Origin of the sequence: Proteiniclasticum sp. (assembly GCF_003514505.1) — a bacterium.
Classification (GTDB): Bacteria; Bacillota; Clostridia; order Clostridiales; family Clostridiaceae; genus Proteiniclasticum.
In genome coordinates, this window is sequence record NZ_DOPX01000032.1 from 45,812 (window position 1) to 65,397 (window position 19,586).

Here is a 19,586-nt window from a genome sequence, read left to right on the forward strand (position 1 = left end):
CTACACAAAAATGCATGGATGAAAATCTGTGCATTTTTTGTGTTCTCAGGAAAGTTCAGAGTATAAGATAGGGGACACTTTTTCGATAGGAACGGCACTCTTGTTGCTTACAAATCACTGAAAATAAGGTAGTATGGGTAGTGAGGACTAGTGTAAAAGGAGGAGAAGAAGGAAAAAGGCAGAGCCCATCTTTAGATGAGCTTACCTAAGAAGTACTTCTTACATAGAACATGGACGAAAAGAAAAATGTAGAGCAGACAGAGGTCAAACATAAAAGAAGAAAAAGATACAGCGGGACCCATCCGAAGAAGTTTGAGGAAAAGTATAAAGAGCTTCAGCCGGAAAAGTATCAGGATACCGTGAAGAAGGTCATGGAGAAGGGAAGCACCCCAGCGGGGATGCACCGGTCCATCTGTGTGGAGGAGATTCTGGAGTTTCTCAACATCCAGCCAGGCCAGAAGGGCCTCGATGCAACCTTAGGCTATGGAGGCCACACAAAAGAAATGGCAGCGAAGCTTCAAGGGAAAGGGCATCTCTATTCTTTGGATGTGGATCCCATAGAACTTCCGAAAACAAGAGAAAGACTGGCCGCCCAAGGATTTGGACCGGAGATTCTTACCATCCTCCAGAGAAACTTTGCGGAGATTGATGAGGTGGCAAAAGAGTCAGGACCTCTTGATTTTGTCCTGGCGGATCTCGGAGTGTCTTCCATGCAGATCGACAATCCGGAGAGAGGATTCTCCTTCAAGGTAGATGGTCCCCTGGACCTGAGACTGGATCCTAAGAAAGGCGTCTCTGGAGCGGAGCGGCTGAAGTCCCTCACAGAAGAAGAACTGGAGGGGATGTTCATCGAGAATGCTGATGAGCCTTATGCAGATGTCATAGCAAAGGCTATCACAAAGTACAATAAGAAGGGCATCGAAATTTCCACCACCACCATGCTTCGGGAGATCATCTCTGAAGCGCTGCAGTTCATTCCCGAAAAAACGAGAAAAGACGACATCAAGAAGTCCTGTCAGAGATGTTTCCAGGCATTGAGAATTGATGTGAACAGCGAGTTTGAAGTGCTTTTTGAGTTTCTGGAGAAGCTTCCCCATGTGCTGGCACCGGGTGGACGTGTCGCCATTCTTACCTTCCATTCCGGGGAAGACCGTCTTGTGAAGAAAGCGTTCAAGCATTATCAAAGGGAAGGCATTTACAGTGATGTGGCCAAGAGTCCCATCAGACCTTCGGATGAGGAAATCAGAAGCAACGGCAGGGCTAGATCTGCAAAGCTCAGGTGGGCAATAAAAGCTTAAGTTAGAATTTATTTGTTGGACAGTCAGTGAAATCATGAGAATTAGATTCTTTTCACTGAGAAGTTAAAAGAGAGGGAAAATATGAATAAAGTGCTGATTGAATGGAAGCATTTAGATGTTGGAGGAGAAACTTGTGACCGGTGCTTTGATACAGGAACTACTCTTCAGAAAGAAGTGAGGAGACTGAACGATGGGCTTCAGACAAAAGGGGTTCAGGTGGAGTGGTTTGAAACCAAACTGGACAAAGAAGATATTTCTCAGTCTAATGCACTCTATTTGAATGGAAAGCTGATAGAAGAGATCATACCCATAGAAATCACGGAAAGCTACTGCGGTTCCTGTTCGGACCTTTTGGATGAAAAGACCTACTGCAGAAGTGTCATTTTTGAAGGGCAGCAGTATGAGGATATCCCGGCTATGGCCATCCGAAAAGCAGTGTTTATGGTATTAGAGATGAAGGATGAGGGGCCGTCGGTACTGATGATGCCAGGCTTCTAGTTCTGTAATCCACCTGCTTCTTATCTTACGGACATTAAAATCAATTTTCAAATGGAAAGGCTCTGGCGGTTTTGCTGGAGCTTTTTTCATTGGTTGAAAAAAGATTGTGTTAATGATCGAAGGTGAACGATCTAACAACTGTACGGTTTTCGGGACAATGAAAGTGCTACAGTGTACGTATAGAACTATATGAATCAATAATGGGGGAATGGAAAATGAAAAAAAACTGGATTGCGGTAGTGCTTTTGTCTATACTTGCACTCTCTGGGTGCGGTTCCAGTGTAGAATCTGTGAAGAAAACCGATGGAGATGTGCCGGTGAAGAAGGAAGAACCTGTGGATGCCCCGGAAGATGCTGTGGATGAACAGGATGAAGATGTTGTGTATACCATTGGAGACCGTATCACTTTTGATGACCAGTATGCATTGACCATTGTCAGTGTGAAGGAAACGGAGGAGCGCAACGAGTTCTCGGAGAAAGAGGTGGAGCAGGTACTTCTTATTGAGTATCTTTATGAGAATCTTCGCAGCGAGGATGAAATCTACATTTCGGATATGGAGTTCAAGATGGTGGATGAAGGTGGAAACATGATGGACACGTATCCGGTGGATTCTGGATTCAGTCCCGAATATACGCCGATGGCAGCCAAAACCCTTGCTTCCTTTGCCGTGGGGACCACCGAAAAAAGCAGCAAGATTCAGGTCCATTATTATGACAACTTCTTTTCATCCCAGTCCGATTGTGTGTTTTCCCTGCAAGTAGGCAGTGAGGCTGAAGTGAATCTGAACGGGGCATTGCCGGAGTACGAGAATACCTTTGCTGTGGGAGAGACCATTGAAATCACCACAGAAGATGGTGTATATACCGTGACCATAGACTCAGTTGAAAAAACCTCTGAGAGAAATGAGTATGAGGTGAAGAACCCAGAGGCTGTCTATAAAATTGCCTACAGCTATGCCAATGTGAGTATGGAGGAACCGGTGTACATTTCAGAGTACTCCTTCACCCTCATTGATGAACAGGGAAATACAGGATATGTGTATCCCAACTTTTCAGATGAATATCCCAGTGAGACAATCAAGGGCGCAAAGAGCAAAGCAGTAATGTTCTTTGGCACACACAAGGACAGTGGCAGTCTTGTATTGGCGTTCAAGGACAATATGTTTAATACGAATTCTGATTTCTATATTAGAGCAGACAATTTGAATTAAGTAAGGATTGGAGGAGATGAAATGAAAAGAAAGATCATTGCCGGGTTTATGCTGCTGCTTCTTGCATTCAGTTTTGGATGCTCAAAGAAAGAAGAAGGGAAGGAACCTCAAGAGGGATCATCAGTAGAAACAGAAATGGAGGACGAAGAGTCAGCTGGACCTAATGTGGACAAGAACCTACTCAGTGTTGAGGTGACCTTGCCTCCAGATATGGCTGGGGATCTCAGCGGTTTTGACAGAGAAGCGTATCTGAAAGAGAACCCAGATTTTTCTGATGCAAAGGTCATGGAAGATGGCTCTCTTTGGATCAAGATGTCCCGGAGTAAGCATAAAGAGATGATGGAAGAGATGTCTGATAGCATCAAAGAATCTTTCAATGAGCTTATCGAAGGGGAAGATACGCCCTATATCAAAGACATCAGAACAAACAATGGATACAAAGAAGTGGAAGTATATGTGGACCGGGCAGGATATGAGAATGCATTTGATTTTTCTGGGTTTACGATTCTTCTTTCTGTAGGATTCTATCAGACATTCCAGGGGGAAGAAGTGGAGCTTCACCTAAAATATGTGGATGCTGATACAGAAGAGATTATTGAGGAAAGTTTCCTTCCAGAAGAATAGCCAAACTATAATGAGATCCGCTGGCGAAGACTGGCGGATTTTTTCGCGTGGTAAAATAGAAAAGCTTCGCATTGACATACATCGAGGTTCAAGGTATCATAATCATAGAAGGTCTAGGTATAAAGAAAGGAGGATTTCTCATGAATTTTGATAAAAATCTATTGGGTGGAACCACGGCGCTGCTCCTTCTGTCTCTTCTTTCCAGTCAGGATATGTATGGCTATGAGATCATCAAGGAGCTGGAGCTTCGCTCGGACAGCTCTTTCCAGTTCAAAGAGGGAACGCTCTATCCTGTGCTGCATAAGATGGAGAATATGGGATGGCTGAAGTCTTATCTGTCTAAAGGGGATGCGGGAAGAGAAAGGAAGTATTATCAGATTACGGTGAAAGGAAAAAAACAGCTGGCTCTTGAAAAAGAGCAGTGGAATGTCTTTACCGAGTCTGTGGAAAAGGTTGTTTTTGGGGGGCAGTATGAGCTGGCAAGATAAAGAGAGCTATCTGAAAGAGGTGCTTTCTCAGGTGAAGTTCTCCTTTGATCATGAGTTCATCGATAAAGAGCTCAGAAGTCATCTGGAGGAGCGCGTGGAAGACTATATATCAGAAGGCTACACTCCTAAAGAAGCTGAGAAAATGGCTTTGGAGAATTTTGGGGATCCCGAGGAAATCGGAAAAGCGCTCAATAAGGAGCATAATCCTATCATCGGTTGGATTCTGTATATTTCGAACGTATTGCTTTTTGTAGGAAGCCTCTATTTGATCTTTACGATTATGGTTCCTTTTGGCATGTCTTTTTTTGGTCGGAATCCATCCAAGACCATTCCCAAAGAAAATATTCTTTATTCCATTGAAGTGAATGAGAAGAGAAAGATTGACGATCGTATCATCACAGTGGAAGAAATCATCTATGAAAAAAACGGAGATCTCCATATCATCTACAGCGATGTGGATACCAGGCTTTGGGGATGGGGCTGGTCCTTTGGAAATTTGAGCATTATCACGGATGACACGGGAAAAGATTATTTTGATGGTTCAGGATTTTCTACCGGGGGGATTTTTTCAAAAAGCTTATGGACAATTCATGATTTCCCAGAAGAAGCAAAGATGCTCAATATAGAATATGACTATTACAACCGGTATTATAAGTTCGAGATTCCTCTACAGGCAGGTGGTGCTCATGAATAGAAAACAGAAGATTATTAGAAATACTTTTTTACTTATTGCTTTTTCTTTTCTCCTGTTCACAAGAAGTTATCTCTATCTGGACCCAATGACCGCATTTAGGGCCTCTGAACGGAGCAACCATTATGGTCCTTCTGAGGTAGTCTATATGGAAAGTTTTCCAGGTGGAAAGTACATTGTTGGGAGATATGAACAGTGGATCTCAAAGTCTGAAATTAATCAGGTCTTCGGGATCTTTTGGCGGATCGGAAATGCCTATACAGGAATCGAGATAAAGGAAAATCAGCCACTTACTTATGTATGGTCCCAATCAGATTATGGTTTTCATGCTTACGGGATTATCACTGACTCAAAGATTGCTAAGATTGAAGTATATACATCAGACGGTTCAATACTGACTCAAAGTGATTTTCATGAGGGATTCTTTATACTTTCTTGGGAGGAAGACGCTGAATTTCGGAAAATCATGGCCTATGATGCATCAGGTGCTGTGATTTTTGAAGAAGAACGATTAAGATAATAAATCGAGTTAAGTACTGAGAGGTGATAACGTATGGAAATTTGGGACGCGTATGATCAAGATGGAAGAAGGGCTGATAGAGAACTCATCCGTGGGGAGCCCATTCCTCAAGGGCTATATCATCTGGTTTCTGAGATGCTTGTGAGGCATGTGGATGGAGACTATCTTCTCATGCAGCGGGACTTTCAGAAGGAAGGATACCCCGGGTGGATGGAAGCGACGGCAGGAGGGAGTGCCCTAAAGGGAGAAACACCGCTGGAAGCAGCCAAGCGGGAACTTCAAGAAGAAACTGGCCTAACAGGGATTTCATTTCAGGAGATTGGATGGCATCGCACAAAGAATACGATATTTATTAGTTATCTGGTCATTACAGATTGTGACAAGACCTCTGTAAAGCTTCAGGAAGGGGAGACTATTGGATACCAATGGTTAAAAGAAGAGGAGTTTCTCAGGTTTTTGAACTCTTCGGAAGTGATTCCGCCACAGAAGGAAAGATTGATAGAGTACCTTAATGTTTAAGCTGTGAAGGGTAAAATGATACAAAAAGGTACGAAAGACCGAGCTCTCTTTGGTAAGGAGAAAGTACGGTCTTTCTTTGTTTTTATCTATATGAGTGCAGAGAACGTGTACTTGGACTAGAGTTCTATATACATCAGAAAACAAGATCATTTCTCAAAAACTGCTTTCAGCTTCACCTCAAGGGATTCATGAGTGGAGTTAACTATTAGAAATGATTAAGTGGATGCGGTGAATGACAAGGCAATGTTTGACCATAAATCATTTTCAATCAGCAAATACTATGAGGACAAACCAGAATCAATGGAAAATTAAGGATTCCCAGTATGATTTACAGAAAAACAGTAGACTACCTTTAACATATAGAGTAAATAAATTAGGGTAAGGGGTAAGGGAAGGGCAATGTCACTTAAGATGAAGATGATAATAGCCATTGCACAAAGAGCTCCTGCTAACAAACGGTGGTAAACCTTCTCTCTTAGAATATTTATCAGAGATGCACTTGCAATGGTATATGACCAAATTATGAAAGCTATAAAAAAGTGACTTTGTAGAACTGCTGCTAAAATAAGTGGTTGAATGTGAACAGCAATGAAAATCCATCTGCTTTTAGGACGGTAGTTGTAATATTCATTGGTACCTGTACTGAGATTGGCGACTACGCCTCCAGAGATATCAAAAAATAAAAGCCATAAGACTAAAGTTTGATACCATTTTAGCTGCAGCCAATAAGAAGAAGTGGATAAGAAGGTTAGTAGTGTTGCTGTTGCTGCAAATACTACAATTATGATGAACTCGGTTCGTTGTTGTTGGATGCCAAACAGCTCATGAAGGAACTTTGGAATGCGTATAGATGTTTTCATGTTAAAGTACTCCTTTGGAAATATAATAGCTTTTTTCCACCATACATTAATATGTGCTTAGCTGCATAGGGCTAATAGAGAGAAAAGGGTACCAATGCATTCTTGTTGTTACTGTGTCATGTTACAAGCAACCATGCAAAGTGTATTGCTTCCTTTTGTAGCAATTAGCCCTGCTGCACTGAAGAGCAGAAGTCTTTGTGATAAGGTTTCATGAGTATTCGTAGTTTATTTCTGACAGTGTTTTCAAATTCAACGAATGGTATAGTCTCATTAAAAATGTATAACAGATATTCTGTAGCAACAGTTGAATAAAACACTTCTGCAAGCAACTGTGGGGTCATTTCACTTTGCTCAAAGGCTAATGAGACTTTCATATATTCTTCCGCTTTTTTTATATAGGACATGTCCAGAGCTAGCAGCTTATGGAGTAGAGTGTTGTTCTTCTTGGACAACTTCATCGCCGAAATCATGATGTCCATAACGAACTGTTTTGGGATGCGATTCAGATTTCTCAAGGGAATCATGAAAATATCTATGATTTTGTCTAAAGGATGAATAGACGATGGAGTCTCTGTGAAGTAGGACCGTGATGATAAGTCTTCAAAGACTGCCATTAAGATATCATCTTTTGTTGCAAAATAGTTGAAAACTGTCCCTTCAGCTATGTTACACCGCTGAGCTATTGTTTTTGTGTTTGTTTTAGCATAACCAAAATCATTAAAAAGCTTCATTGACTCTTTTATGATGGCAGCTCTGGTTTCCGATTTGTTTTCTGGAGTAATCCTTGCCATAATTATACCTCTCCCTCAATATGAGTGCACTCATATTATATCATGTCATGAAATGTGGGTAAACTCCTATTATTCACGGGGGCACAGTTCTGTTATGCTGTTATATGCCATGATCCACTAGTGCTAGCTTTTTTTTTTGAGAAGTGATGGGGAAAGAAAGTTTAAAGAAAGAAGCCGGTTTTACTCTTATGACTAAAAATCTATTCAAGAATGGGCTCTGTTTTTAATAGATACTGTATTATGGAGGTTTATGTCACATCTGATGTACGCGAGGAACGTAAGGATGACAAGTGGCTCAGCGTAATACTGCAGAAGGATTAGAAGAAGTTTGAAGAAAGAGTAAGAATAACTTGTATAATAGCAGGATAGGAGCACCTTCGGGTGCTCTTTTATAGTGCGTAAAGATGCTCTAACACCCATAACAGAGCATCGTAAACGACTTCAATAATTTATTGACAGAAAATTCAATCATTGTTACAATAGCGACATAACATAGAAGACTTGGCACGGAGATAGATGGTATATAGAAAATATACTCATCAATTCAGATATAGTCCTTTTAGACAGGTGGCAGGTCTTTTGCTATGTTGTTTTCCGTTGTTTTGTACCAGGTGAATAAAAAAGGCAGTCTAAAGAGTGCGGGTGGGTATTCTTTACTATACTGCCGCCTCATGTGCAGGAGCTAAAGTACACGCTAACCGGAAGGCCATGATTCCGGTTAAGTATCATGTAAAGGAGCGCAGCATGAAACTCAAAACAATTGTCAACGGAAAAGTATACCAGTTTAAAGATGTGAAAGACGTGCTGGCCAAGGCCAATGAGCCCAAGGCCGGTGACAGGCTGCAGAAGATTGCAGCCAGTGATGAAACAGAAAGAGTAGCGGCAAAGGTTGTGCTGTCGGAGATGCTGGTGGAGGATCTAGTGGAGAATCCAACAGTGCCCTATGAAAAAGATGAAGTCACCAGAGTGAATCTGGATGGCATGAACAAAAAGACCTATGAGAGAATCAGAAGGATGTCCATAGGAAGTCTACGTGAACTCATCCTGGACCATAAGACCACCAACGATGATCTGAAGAGAATCTCCAGAGGCATCAGCGGAGAAGTGGCAGCAGGGGTAGCAAAGCTCATGAGTTCCATGGACCTGGTCTATGGTGCCAGTAAAATCCATAAAATAACCAGATGCAACACAGAGATCGGTCATCCGGGGACCTTGTCCTACCGTATTCAGGCCAACAGCACCACAGACAATCCGGAAACCATCATCTTAGGAGTAATGGAAGGGATATCCTTTGGTTCTGGAGATGCCTGCATCGGGATCAATCCTGTGGAGGATAACTTTGAAAGCACCAACCGCATTGCACAGAAAGTCTTTGAGTTTGTGAAAAAATACGATGTGCCAACGCAGATTACAGTGCTGTCCCACATCACGACCCAGATGGATGCCATGAGAAGAGGTACACCTCTTTCCATGATCTTCCAGTCCATTGCCGGAACAGAGAAAACCAACGACAGCTTCGGTGTCACAAAAAAACTCATACAGGAAGCCTATCAGGTGGCCTTTGAGTTTGGCATCAGTTCTGGGCCGAACCTTCTATACTTTGAAACTGGGCAGGGCTCCGAAGTGTCTGTGGATGCTGATGAAGGCGTCGATGAAATGACCTTGGAAGCCAGAACCTACGGATTTGCCAGATATTTTGATCCATTCATGGTGAACAATGTCAGTGGATTCATTGGACCGGAGACCATCTATGATGGCAAGGAAATGATCCGGGCAAACCTCGAAGACCATTTCATGGGAAAACTCATGGGACTGCCCATGGGCATGGCCCCTTGCTTCACAAATCATACACCAATCAATATGGACGATCAGCAGATCGGTACCATGCTTCTTACCATGGCAGGTGCAAATTTCTTCATGGGCATACCCCATGGGGATGATGTCATGCTTGCTTATCAGGACACCAGTTTTCATGATGATGCCTGTCTTCGGGAGCTCATGGGGAAAAAACCCGCACCGGAGTTCCACAGATGGCTCATGAAAAAGGGACTCATGGATGAACATGGAAAGCTCACTGCCATGGCAGGCGATGCTTCCATCTTCTTGTAGGAGGCGATGAACATGAATGATGTAGAGCTGAAAAGAATCATTGAAGAAGTTTTGGAAGCCATGAAGAATAGTGAAGAAAACCTTAGAAAGAGCACACCGCTGGAAGAAGTGCCAAAAGCTGTAGAATCAGGAACAGCACCTCAAGGTACCGTGGTGGAAGACGATGTGATTCCGGATATCCTTCTGGATGACTATACTTCCTATCTGGATTTTGAGAATCCTGTGAATGGGCCAGAATTTTTAAGAATCAAGAAAAAAACAGATGCCAGAATGGGCCTTGGAAGATGTGGTCCTAGATATAGAACAAAAGCCTACTTAAGAATGCTCATGGACCATGCAGGGGCTTATGATGCTGCTTTATCAGAAGCACCGGAGGACATCGCCAAAGACCTTCAGATGGTCATGGTAAAAACCCAGTGCCAAGATAAGGATGAATATCTGTCAAGACCGGACCTGGGCAGGATGTTTGATGAAGAGACGAAGAAGCATATTTTAGAAAGCTGCATCAAAAATGCAGATGTGCAGATCATCCTCTCGGAAGGTCTGTCCAGCACAGCCATGGAGAAAAATACCTCCAGCGTCTATCAGGCTCTAGTCCAGGGGCTGAAGATCGAGGGACTGACTAGTGGCACACCTTTATACGTGAAGTATGCAAGAGTTCCTGCCATGGATGTCATCACAGAGCTTCTGCAGCCGAAGGTAACCATCATGCTCATCGGAGAAAGACCAGGTCTTTCGACCTTTGCCTCCATGAGTGCTTATCTTTCCTATAAGGGGAAAGTAGGTATGCCGGAGTCCCTTCGAAATGTCATTTCGAACATCCATGAAAATGGCATCAATCCATCTGAGGCGGGAGCTCATCTGGCCAGTGTCGTAAAAAGAATGATGGAGCAGAAGATCTCAGGCACAGAGTTCAAGATGGTGTAGTTTTTGATTTACAGAGTCAGAGGAAAACTTCTGATTCTGTTTTTTTGCAGCTGTTTTTTTAGGTGAGTGGAAAAATCCGAACTGTGGTTTTCTCCCGTTCGTGTTTTTCTATCTGGGAGAAGGGAATCGATGCTTTTCGCAGGAAATTTGTCATTTTTCAAGAGAAATGAGGTTAAAAATTGCAGTTATTTTGAAACATTTCTTGATTCCCGTCCCTTTCTCCTATAAACTATGAGTAGATGAATATGTAGTTGAAAAACTAAAATCACCGGGGGGAACGATTTAGTTCCTTTTGGTGATTTCTTTTTTTTCAATTTCTTTCTGTCAGTTGAGTAAAAAACCTGTGATATAATGAAGTAAACGGTTGTGTTTTTTCTTGTGTCACGTTTCGCACTAAGAGGGCAAGGAGAGGAACCATTTGGAGAAGCCAAGAACAAAAGAAATGCCTGCACTAAAGAGAATGACAAAAGAAGGATATGAGGAACTCGTACGATATCAGGAGAAGAAATGCACCATCATCGAAAACCTTCATAAGGTGCATATGTATCCTGTACTGACGGTCCGGGCAAATTATCCCGGCGTGGAGAAGAACAACGACATCACAAGACTCATTAATGCAGAAATCTCAAAAACCATTGGAGAAATTTTCAAAGAGAAAATACTCATCCATGAAGTCTATGAGACTCCAGAAGGACCCACCATGTTCTATGTGGTGAAAGGTGATGCCAGAACCCTGAAGGAGAACTCTATTTTCATTGAGCAGCAGCATGATCTGGGAAGGTTTGTGGACATCGATGTCTATGATACCGACGAAGACTATGCAGTGGGGAGAATCGAACTTTCCTATGAACCAAGAAAGTGTTTTCTCTGTGACAGAGCGGCCAAGGTTTGTGCCAAAGAGAAGAGTCATCCGGTGGGAGAACTGGTGGCTTATATGGAAGAGATGGTTTCACAGTATCTGGAAGACCACGATTTGACATTGAAGTAAGAGAACCAAAAATCATATTGCAATACGAATATATTGGAGGGGTAAAATGAAAATCGGAATACCGGCGTCAAGAGGCTATGCCATCGGACAAGCATTTATCAAGAAACATGTGGAGCTGAACATCACGGATGAGAAGGTCCAGGATGTGGCCAAGGAGAAGGATCTTTTAAGAAAGGCCTGCGAAAAGTCCAAGGTCCAGCTGGAGAAAATCAAGAAGAAAGCACTGGATTCCATGGGAGAGGAAAAAGCCATGGTCTTTGATGCGCATCTGATGCTTTTTGATGATCCTGAGTTTATCGGAGCCATCGAAGGAGAGATCGAGAACAACGGTCTTAATGCTCTGAAGGCAGCAAGTGATGTGAGCAGCAGCTATGTGGCGATCTTCGAATCCATGGAAGATGAGTATATGAGAGAACGTGCTGCGGACATCAAGGACGTGGCCAAGAGACTGATGAACAACCTTGCGGGCATTGAGGACAGCTTTGATATTGAAGAGACCAATACCATTGTCATTGCCCATGATCTGACACCTTCTGATACAGCGCAGCTGGATAAGGAGAAGGTTATTGCGTTCCTGACCAATATCGGCGGAAGAACCTCCCATAGCGCCATCATGGCCAGAACACTGGAGATTCCTGCGGTGGTGGGTCTTCATGACATCACAGAATCTGTTCAGAATGGGGATATCCTTATTGTGGATGGAATTGAAGGAAGAGTCATCATTGATCCGGACCATGAAACTGTAACAAAGTATGTGGCCCTTCAGGAAGCCTACAATCAGGAAAAGGAAGAACTGAAGAAGCTGGTGGATGTGAAAGCCAAAACTAAGTCCGGCAAGCGCATTGAAGTGGCAGGAAATATCGGAAAGCCTGAGGATGTCCATAAGGTTCTGGAAAATGGAGCTGATGGCATTGGGCTCTTCCGTACAGAGTTCCTCTATATGGACAGAGATGATATGCCAACAGAAGAAGAACAGTTTGAATCCTATAAGTATGTGCTGGAAAAGATGGAAGGAAAGCCTGTGGTCATCAGAACCCTGGACATTGGTGGAGACAAGCAGCTGCCTTACCTGGCAATGCCTAATGAGATGAATCCATTCCTTGGTTACCGTGCCATCAGACTGTGTCTGGACCGTACAGATCTCTTTAAGATTCAGCTGAGAGCGCTTTTAAGAGCATCCGTTTATGGAAACCTCAAGGTGATGTTCCCAATGGTGTCTTCTCTTAGTGAGTTCCAGAAATCCAAGGAACTGGTGGAAGAATGCACCCTGGAGCTGAAGGCGGAAGGTCATGCAGTTTCTGATTCCATCGAGTGGGGCATCATGGTGGAGATTCCAGCCGCTGCTGTCATGGCAGATGAACTGGCAAAGCATGTGGATTTCTTCTCCATTGGGACCAATGATCTGATTCAGTATACCTTGGCTGCAGACCGTATGAGTGAGAAAGTGTCCTACCTTTATGATCCAATGCATCCAGCGGTGCTGAGACTGATCAAGATGACTATTGATGGTGCACATTCCCAGGGTAAATGGTGTGGTATGTGTGGAGAGATGGCTGGAGATGAGACTGCAATTCCTACGCTTGTGGAATATGGCCTGGATGAGTTCTCCATGTCTGCTTCCTCCATCCTAAGAGCAAAGCAGGTCATTCTCGAACAGGAATAAAAGTACTAGAATCATTTGAATAGACAGAAGAAGTCAGTGTTTCCGCTGGCTTCTTCTTTTTTTGTCTTTTCTAAAAGAATATTATAGTGAACAATCAATGAGATTTAGAAATGAGGAGACTACTCTTCGGAAATCGTTGAATTAATGCTGTGGGTGATAGCAGATATTCATAAAATGATTGGATATTCTAACGGGGACATTGATAAGATAGTGAAAAGGATAAGGTTTTATAGCTTTGATTTCAAGGGATTTCACTTGTGGTTTGATAGATTGTTTATAGCACATCAATTATCAGAATTATTGTGAAAAAACCCATGGCGATTTAAAAAAATTAGCGAATAGTTACAGTTGTTTAAATATTTAATATAATTAATTCTATAATTATACAAGTGTGTATAATTTTAATAATTTGAGGAATTTTTAAGTTTTTATGTCGATGAACAGTAATTTGTTTAGTTTTAATTTAAGAAAAGTGGATAATTCATAGAAAATCAATTGACAAAATAATCAGACGAGTTTAAAATGAGGATATAAAAACGTTGCTGTTTTATTTATCTTATTAAAAAGGAGAGAGAATGATGGATCTACTAAAAAGAATCTGGAAAGAAGAAGAAGGGCAGGGACTTGTGGAGTATGGACTCATCTTACTATTGATGGTAGTTATTGCAGTTGCTGTAGTATCATTGTTTAGACCACAGATTAATGCACTTTTCCAGAGAATTGGAAATGAAATTAACGATGCTCCAGGTGCAGTAGAATCTGGTACTTGATGCTAATGTATAACTGATTATAGTAAAGCCCCCCTCATCAGGGGGGCTTTACCACACTAGAAGGCGGTGGTACACATGGCGGAAACAATATTCACAGTTCTGTTATTTCTTTTACTCGTCATGAGTGTTTATCATGACTATAGGACTCAGAAAATCCCCAATAAGATTACAGTTCCAACCATAGCAGCAGGAGTGATTCTTTCAACTGTTTATTTTGGGATTTCTGGACTATGGTCCAGCCTTTTAGGTTTCATTGTAGGATTTCTCATACTCCTTCTTCCCTTTATCTTAGGAGGAATGGGAGCGGGAGATGTGAAGCTCATGGCAGCTATTGGAGCAGTCATGGGAGCAAGATTTGTGTTCATGACCTTTATCTATACTGCCATCGTCGGTGGGATCATTGCCATTGGATATGGAATCTATAAAAGAGGTTTTGGAACTTCATTCAAGCTTTTTGGAGGTTTCCTCATAAGTCCGCTGATGAAATTTCTTTATGGACTGACGGGGTACCATAGATTTATTGAATGGTATGGAACAATGAAAAAGAGTGAAACAAAGATTGGTAAGCTCTATATCCCCTACGCGATTCCCATAGCCATAGGGGCGGCATTGGTCTACACCAATTGGATTCCCAGTTTTTTCTGACCTGAATGAGGTGAAGGATTATGTTAAGAAGATGGAAGAGAATGAAAGAGGAAGATGGCCAGGGAATTGTAGAGTTTGCCATCGCAATTCCTTTGGTTTTATTCGTTCTTCTTGGCATTCTGGAATTTGGATGGCTGTTTAATGCGAAGATTACACTGACCAGCGCGGCCCGTGAAGGTGCGCGTGTTGCGGTAGTGTCCACTATAGATCAAAGAAACCGTGCCTACATCGCATCCTCGGAAGCGGTGGCTGGTGTGAGCGGAATCACAATTCCGAATGATAGTACACATTTCAAGTATTCAACGAATGATGAGATCATCAACAATACAAATAATGCAATTGTTGAAATCAAAGGATTGGTTCAGCCGCTGGTGGGATTATTCTTCAATGGACCAGTAGAGATACAAGCAAAAGCAGTGATGAGGATTGAATGAAAGGAGGAGAATGGAGATGCTGCTAAAAAGGCTGTTTCGGGATGAAAAAGGCGCAGCGGGTATTTTTATGCTTCTCTTTCTGTTTATGGTAATTTTAGGGTTTTCGGCCCTTGTTGTTGATGCAGGTATGCTGTATACAAGCAGAAGACAAATGGTGACTGCTGCGGATGCGGGAGCCCTTGCAGGGGCAAGAGAAATGGAAAAAACCATGGGGGTTACGGATGCTTTGGTTTTGGCAGGTATCAAATCTGAGGCCATTAGGATAGCAAAGGAAACGGCGATCAGCAATGGGGCCGAGGGAGTACCTTTTGTAGAAATTAAGAAAATGAATGTCACCCTTGAAAATGGATCAACCGACTACCGTGATGTCATCGTAGTATCCCCGCAGAAAAATGACAGTTTGTTTTTTGCAAGACTCCTTGGATTCAACAACCAGGATGTCAGTGCCAGTGCAGTTGCTACCTGGGGTTATGTCAAAAAGACCGCCGGTGGACATATTCTACCCATTTATCTGACAAGAGAATCTTATGAAGCTGGCAGAGATTATCTCCACAGTGAGAAGATTATGATTAATGGAGTAGAGTATCCAAATAATACAGGATACATCTATCTGGATCCTGCATGGAACGGGCAGAGTGTCATCAACAGTGCACTTGCGGGAAATTCTAGTAAAATCACAATGTTCATTGACCAGGAGTTTGAAGGAAAGCCTGGACAGGCGAACTCCCTTATAGGCTCCGTAGAAGATAGAATGAAGAAAGCAAACAGTTTGCCAACACAATTAGAACGAGAAAGATTCATGTATGGGCTGATTCCAATAGCAGACTTTGTGAGATCTCAAGGCAATACACTATATTTTGAGATTAAGGAGTTTGCTGTGTATGAAATACTGGATATCATCGTAGACGGATCGAAAAGCAATAAAGATGCAGTGGGTTCAGAGCATGCGCTCCTTGGCCCGAATTACACATCATTAGGTTCAGGAAACGCAAAATCATATCCGGTCACACCTGATGGAGTGGACTATCCAAAAGGTACAATACTTGGACGAATGACTGGGGAGGTTAGGCAATTGGAAGTAATTATTGTCAGCGGAGATCAATTATTTAATCCGGTAGAGCCTGATGCAGCAAAATACAGCAAACTTGTGAAGTAAGCTTGTGGTTCATCTGCCTGGAGGGGTGTTCCTCGTAGCGCGGATGGACCCTTTTTATGTTTTAGTGGATGAAAGAGAGGGGAGAAACTGTGAAACTGAAAAAACGTGTCCTGGTCATTGCAGTGCTTTTGGCACTTATTACGGTGGCGCTGCTTTATAACTACATCTCAGGGATTGAAGAGCCTCCACCACCGGAGATCAAAACAGCAGCTGTCATTACAGCCATCAATACCATTCCGGAAAACACCAGAATCACAGAGGAAATGCTTCAGGTGACGAACATTCCTGAAGATGCGCTCCATCCCGATGCGGTAAAAGAAGCAGCGGAGATCGTGGGCTTTATCACAAAATCAGAAATCATCACAGGAGAGCAGGTACTGAAAAGTAGGATTGCCTTCGATCAGGAAGGTACAGAACTTGCCTATTTAATTCCTGAAAACATGAGAGCGCTGACGCTGGCCATTGGAGAAGTGTCTGGCGTAGCAGGTTATATCTCCGTAGGAGATAAGGTGGACATCCTTGCTACATATACGGAGCCAGGTATTAATCCAACACCCTTTACCATCACCCAGTTCCAGAATATTGAAATCATCAAAAAAGGCATCAATCCACAAAACAGTCCGGAAGCTTTAGCAGCCAATGGTGGCCTCACAAGCAGTCTGACGCTCCTGGTGACCCCGGAGCAGGCAGAAGTGCTGGTTTTTGCCAGCCAGTTCGGGTCCCTCAACATGACCCTTAGAAATCCTCTGGACGGTGAGACGGTGAACCTGACTCAGTTTGGCATGGATAACTTTGCAGAATGGAGGTCGAGGTAAGTGGATACCATTAAAGTACTCATTTTAAGTACCAATCTGGAAGAGAAATTTGACATAGAAAATATTCTTACCAATGTGGATTACATTTCCATTGCAAGAGATGCAGATACCATGGAAGACGCTTTGGCCATCATTGATGTGGAGAATGTGGATGTGGTTCTGGTCTCTTCCAACTACAATGGAGACGGCTACGACTTCTGTGAACGTGTCACCACAGAGTATATGGACAAAGCGGTGATTATTATTGAATCAGAAGTCCATGAAGACATCATGCACCGGGCGCTCTTTTCAGGAGCAAAGGATGTGGTCCTGGTGCCCATCAAACCCAATAAGCTGGTGGACTCCATCTATCAGGCCAATAAGCTCACCAGAAAGAGAATGGAGTTTCAAAAAGTGACACCTGCGAAGCAAAGAAAATCAACGGGATATGGGCAGATTTTCACCCTCTTCAGCACCAAAGGCGGTGTGGGGAAAACATTTCTTTCCACAAACCTTGCAGTTTCCCTTGCGAAGAATACGGGGAAGAAAGTAGCCCTGGTGGATTTTGATCTGGATTTTGGCAGCATTGCGCTGGCAATGAACCTGACACCACGCTATACCATTTCAGATGTGGTGGATGATATCCGGAATCTGGATCCTGAATACCTGAATACTTATATGACCAGTCATGAGTCCGGAGTCAAAGTGTTGGCAGCTAACATAGAGCCCAGAATGAATGAATTCATCAATGCGGAGCATATTCAGCTGATTTTAAAGAACCTTCAGCTGGCTTATGATTATGTCATTGTGGATATGCCCTCCAGATTCTACGATCCAGTGAATCCGGCCTTTGTGTTTGCAGAGAAAGTATTTCTTCTGACAACACCTGAAGTGGCAACGGTGAGAAACGTCAAAGGAGCCATCGCCACCTTTGTGGACTTCAACTTTCCAAAATCTAAAATATCCGTACTGCTCAACAAGCAAAGCAGAAGAAGTGAGATCAGACCAAAGGATATCGAAAAAACACTGGGTTATGAAATTCAGTATGTGGTGCCCGCAGACTATAAGAAAGCAACTTCAACGCTGAATCAGGGGATTCCTTACGTATCCAAGCACCCCAGAGGATCCATCACAAGATCCATCAATAAGATGGTGAAAACCATTGGAGATGGTAAAGAGTCCTAACAGCAAAGTCAGAAGAAGAGAGAGGTGACGACCAATGATGCTGAACAGTTTTGGGTTAAACAATCAGGACGCTAAAAAAGATCAGCAGGAAGAACAAAGCGAAAAGAAGAAAAAAGAGATAGAAGAGTTTGCTACCTTAGTACTTGAAGCGGTCATCGATGATGTGGTGATGAATCCGGACAGCAAGCTTGAGGAGCAGGAAAAAATCATCAAGGAGCAGATTGGCGCCTCCATCAATGACCTTTCCAACCGTCACAGAAAGCACTGGCTCATCAGTGACAAACAGAAGATCACAAAGTATGTCATGGATGAAGTCTTTGGATATGGGCCCGTAACGTCCTATCTCCATGACCCATCAGTAACAGAAGTTATGGTCAATGGTCCCAATCATGTCTATATTGAACGTTTCGGTAAGATTGAACCTACCACGGTGACTTTCAGAAACGATCAGCATGTGCTCCATACCATCGATAAGATTATTGCACCCTTAGGCAGACGTGTGGATGAAAGCAGTCCCATGGTGGATGCGAGGCTCCCAGATGGATCCCGTGTGAATATCATCATTCCACCACTATCTATAAAAGGTCCCACCATCACCATCCGAAAGTTCTCCACGGATCCCTTTACCTTAGAAGACCTCATCACCTTTGGAACCCTAAACATGGATATGGCGAAGTTTTTACGGGCCAGTGTCCGCGGGAGGTGCAATGTCATTGTTTCCGGTGGTACCGGCAGCGGTAAAACAACGCTTCTGAATGTCATTTCAAGTTTTATTCCCCATGATGAACGTATCATCACTGTAGAGGATGCGGCGGAGCTTCAGCTCCAGCAGGAGCATGTGCTGACCTTGGAAAGCCGTCCGGCAAACATTGAAGGAAAAGGAAGAGTTACCATCAGAGATCTCGTCGTCAACACCCTTCGTATGAGACCGGATCGAATCGTTGTCGGTGAGGTCCGTTCGGCAGAAGCATTGGATATGCTTCAGGCCATGAACACAGGTCATGACGGCTCTCTCACAACCATCCATGCCAATACGCCAAGAGATACGCTATCCAGATTGGAAACCATGGTTATGATGGCTGGGATGGAGCTTCCCTCCAAAGCCATCCGTGAGCAGATTGCATCGGCATTGGATCTCATTGTGCAGGTGTCCAGATTTAATGACGGTTCCAGAAAAATCACGAAGGTATCGGAAGTGGTGGGTATGGAAAATGATACCATAACCCTTCAGGACATCTTCGTCTTCCGTCAGGAAGGCTTCGATGAGACAGGGAAGGTTATAGGAAAACATGTGGCTACGGGCATTGTACCGAAGTTCATCGATAAACTGAAAACCTATGGGGAAAATGTGCCGTCGGCCATTTTCAAAAAATATGAGGTGCCACCAGATTCATCTCAGATGAGGAGGTAGTTAG

Annotated in this window: 21 protein-coding genes; 19 read left to right on the forward strand and 2 right to left on the reverse strand. The window is 43.1% G+C overall.

All coding sequences use genetic code 11. From position 1 onward, the window contains the following. Positions 1–230: 230 nt before the first annotated feature. From rsmH to DEF30_RS11045, 8 genes are all read left to right on the forward strand, one after another. Positions 231–1,298 (forward strand): 16S rRNA (cytosine(1402)-N(4))-methyltransferase RsmH, encoded by a 1,068-nt coding sequence (rsmH, locus tag DEF30_RS11010; RefSeq protein WP_294099267.1) that lies wholly within the window; start codon positions 231–233, stop codon positions 1,296–1,298. Between the two features lie 81 nt (positions 1,299–1,379). Then, the gene (locus DEF30_RS11015; protein WP_294099268.1) at positions 1,380–1,796 is read left to right on the forward strand and encodes a DUF2703 domain-containing protein; all 417 of its coding nucleotides are present in this window, start codon (positions 1,380–1,382) and stop codon (positions 1,794–1,796) included. Positions 1,797–2,011: 215 nt separating this feature from the next. Next, entirely contained in the window at positions 2,012–3,007 is a 996-nt protein-coding gene (locus tag DEF30_RS11020; RefSeq protein ID WP_294099269.1) for a hypothetical protein, read from the forward strand. Between the two features lie 21 nt (positions 3,008–3,028). Beyond that, entirely contained in the window at positions 3,029–3,631 is a 603-nt protein-coding gene (locus tag DEF30_RS11025) for a hypothetical protein (protein WP_294099272.1), read from the forward strand. Between the two features lie 140 nt (positions 3,632–3,771). Beyond that, entirely contained in the window at positions 3,772–4,119 is a 348-nt protein-coding gene (locus tag DEF30_RS11030; protein WP_294099274.1) for a helix-turn-helix transcriptional regulator, read from the forward strand. Continuing rightward, positions 4,103–4,813, forward strand: coding sequence for a permease prefix domain 1-containing protein (locus DEF30_RS11035; protein WP_294099277.1), 711 nt, complete (start codon positions 4,103–4,105; stop codon positions 4,811–4,813). The genes DEF30_RS11030 and DEF30_RS11035 overlap by 17 nt, the downstream gene beginning before the upstream one ends. After that, positions 4,806–5,330, forward strand: coding sequence for a hypothetical protein (locus tag DEF30_RS11040; RefSeq protein WP_294099280.1), 525 nt, complete (start codon positions 4,806–4,808; stop codon positions 5,328–5,330). Before DEF30_RS11035 ends, DEF30_RS11040 begins: the two co-directional genes overlap by 8 nt. Before the next feature lie 33 nt (positions 5,331–5,363). Next, positions 5,364–5,849 (forward strand): NUDIX domain-containing protein, encoded by a 486-nt coding sequence (locus tag DEF30_RS11045; RefSeq protein ID WP_294099282.1) that lies wholly within the window; start codon positions 5,364–5,366, stop codon positions 5,847–5,849. Between the two features lie 308 nt (positions 5,850–6,157). Here DEF30_RS11045 and DEF30_RS11050 read toward each other — a convergent pair whose 3' ends face one another. Then, the gene (locus DEF30_RS11050) at positions 6,158–6,709 is read right to left on the reverse strand and encodes a hypothetical protein (protein WP_074912439.1); all 552 of its coding nucleotides are present in this window, start codon (positions 6,707–6,709) and stop codon (positions 6,158–6,160) included. A gap of 164 nt (positions 6,710–6,873) precedes the next feature. Next, complete coding sequence (locus tag DEF30_RS11055; protein WP_294099288.1) at positions 6,874–7,500, reverse strand: TetR/AcrR family transcriptional regulator; 627 nt, start codon at positions 7,498–7,500, stop codon at positions 6,874–6,876. A 744-nt stretch (positions 7,501–8,244) separates the two neighbouring features. Here DEF30_RS11055 and DEF30_RS11060 point away from each other — a divergent pair. The 11 genes from DEF30_RS11060 to DEF30_RS11110 all read left to right on the forward strand — a co-directional run bounded on the left by DEF30_RS11060 (position 8,245) and on the right by DEF30_RS11110 (position 19,582). Beyond that, positions 8,245–9,609 (forward strand): ethanolamine ammonia-lyase subunit EutB, encoded by a 1,365-nt coding sequence (locus DEF30_RS11060; RefSeq protein ID WP_294099290.1) that lies wholly within the window; start codon positions 8,245–8,247, stop codon positions 9,607–9,609. Positions 9,610–9,621: 12 nt separating this feature from the next. Continuing rightward, positions 9,622–10,536 carry an ethanolamine ammonia-lyase subunit EutC gene (eutC, locus tag DEF30_RS11065; protein WP_294099293.1) on the forward strand — a complete coding sequence of 305 codons (915 nt, stop codon included), beginning with the start codon at positions 9,622–9,624 and terminating at the stop codon, positions 10,534–10,536. Positions 10,537–10,954: 418 nt separating this feature from the next. Further along, positions 10,955–11,524: a citrate lyase holo-[acyl-carrier protein] synthase gene (gene citX, locus DEF30_RS11070; protein WP_074912443.1), complete on the forward strand. Its 570-nt coding sequence runs from the start codon at positions 10,955–10,957 to the stop codon at positions 11,522–11,524. A 46-nt stretch (positions 11,525–11,570) separates the two neighbouring features. Then, positions 11,571–13,187 carry a phosphoenolpyruvate--protein phosphotransferase gene (gene ptsP, locus DEF30_RS11075; protein WP_294099298.1) on the forward strand — a complete coding sequence of 539 codons (1,617 nt, stop codon included), beginning with the start codon at positions 11,571–11,573 and terminating at the stop codon, positions 13,185–13,187. A gap of 575 nt (positions 13,188–13,762) precedes the next feature. Continuing rightward, a complete protein-coding gene (locus tag DEF30_RS11080; protein WP_294099300.1) occupies positions 13,763–13,957 on the forward strand; it encodes a Flp family type IVb pilin in 195 nt (64 codons plus the stop codon). 75 nt (positions 13,958–14,032) lie between these two features. Beyond that, positions 14,033–14,602 carry an A24 family peptidase gene (locus DEF30_RS11085; RefSeq protein ID WP_294099301.1) on the forward strand — a complete coding sequence of 190 codons (570 nt, stop codon included), beginning with the start codon at positions 14,033–14,035 and terminating at the stop codon, positions 14,600–14,602. A 20-nt stretch (positions 14,603–14,622) separates the two neighbouring features. Then, on the forward strand, positions 14,623–15,036 hold the full coding sequence (locus DEF30_RS11090; protein ID WP_294099303.1) for a TadE family protein: 414 nt from the start codon (positions 14,623–14,625) through the stop codon (positions 15,034–15,036). Between the two features lie 10 nt (positions 15,037–15,046). Further along, positions 15,047–16,192 (forward strand): pilus assembly protein TadG-related protein, encoded by a 1,146-nt coding sequence (locus tag DEF30_RS11095; RefSeq protein WP_294099305.1) that lies wholly within the window; start codon positions 15,047–15,049, stop codon positions 16,190–16,192. Between the two features lie 89 nt (positions 16,193–16,281). Beyond that, positions 16,282–17,007 (forward strand): Flp pilus assembly protein CpaB, encoded by a 726-nt coding sequence (gene cpaB / locus DEF30_RS11100; RefSeq protein WP_294099307.1) that lies wholly within the window; start codon positions 16,282–16,284, stop codon positions 17,005–17,007. Continuing rightward, positions 17,008–18,171 (forward strand): AAA family ATPase, encoded by a 1,164-nt coding sequence (locus tag DEF30_RS11105; RefSeq protein WP_294099309.1) that lies wholly within the window; start codon positions 17,008–17,010, stop codon positions 18,169–18,171. A 34-nt stretch (positions 18,172–18,205) separates the two neighbouring features. After that, complete coding sequence (locus DEF30_RS11110; protein WP_294099311.1) at positions 18,206–19,582, forward strand: CpaF family protein; 1,377 nt, start codon at positions 18,206–18,208, stop codon at positions 19,580–19,582. The last annotated feature ends 4 nt before the right edge of the window (positions 19,583–19,586 follow it).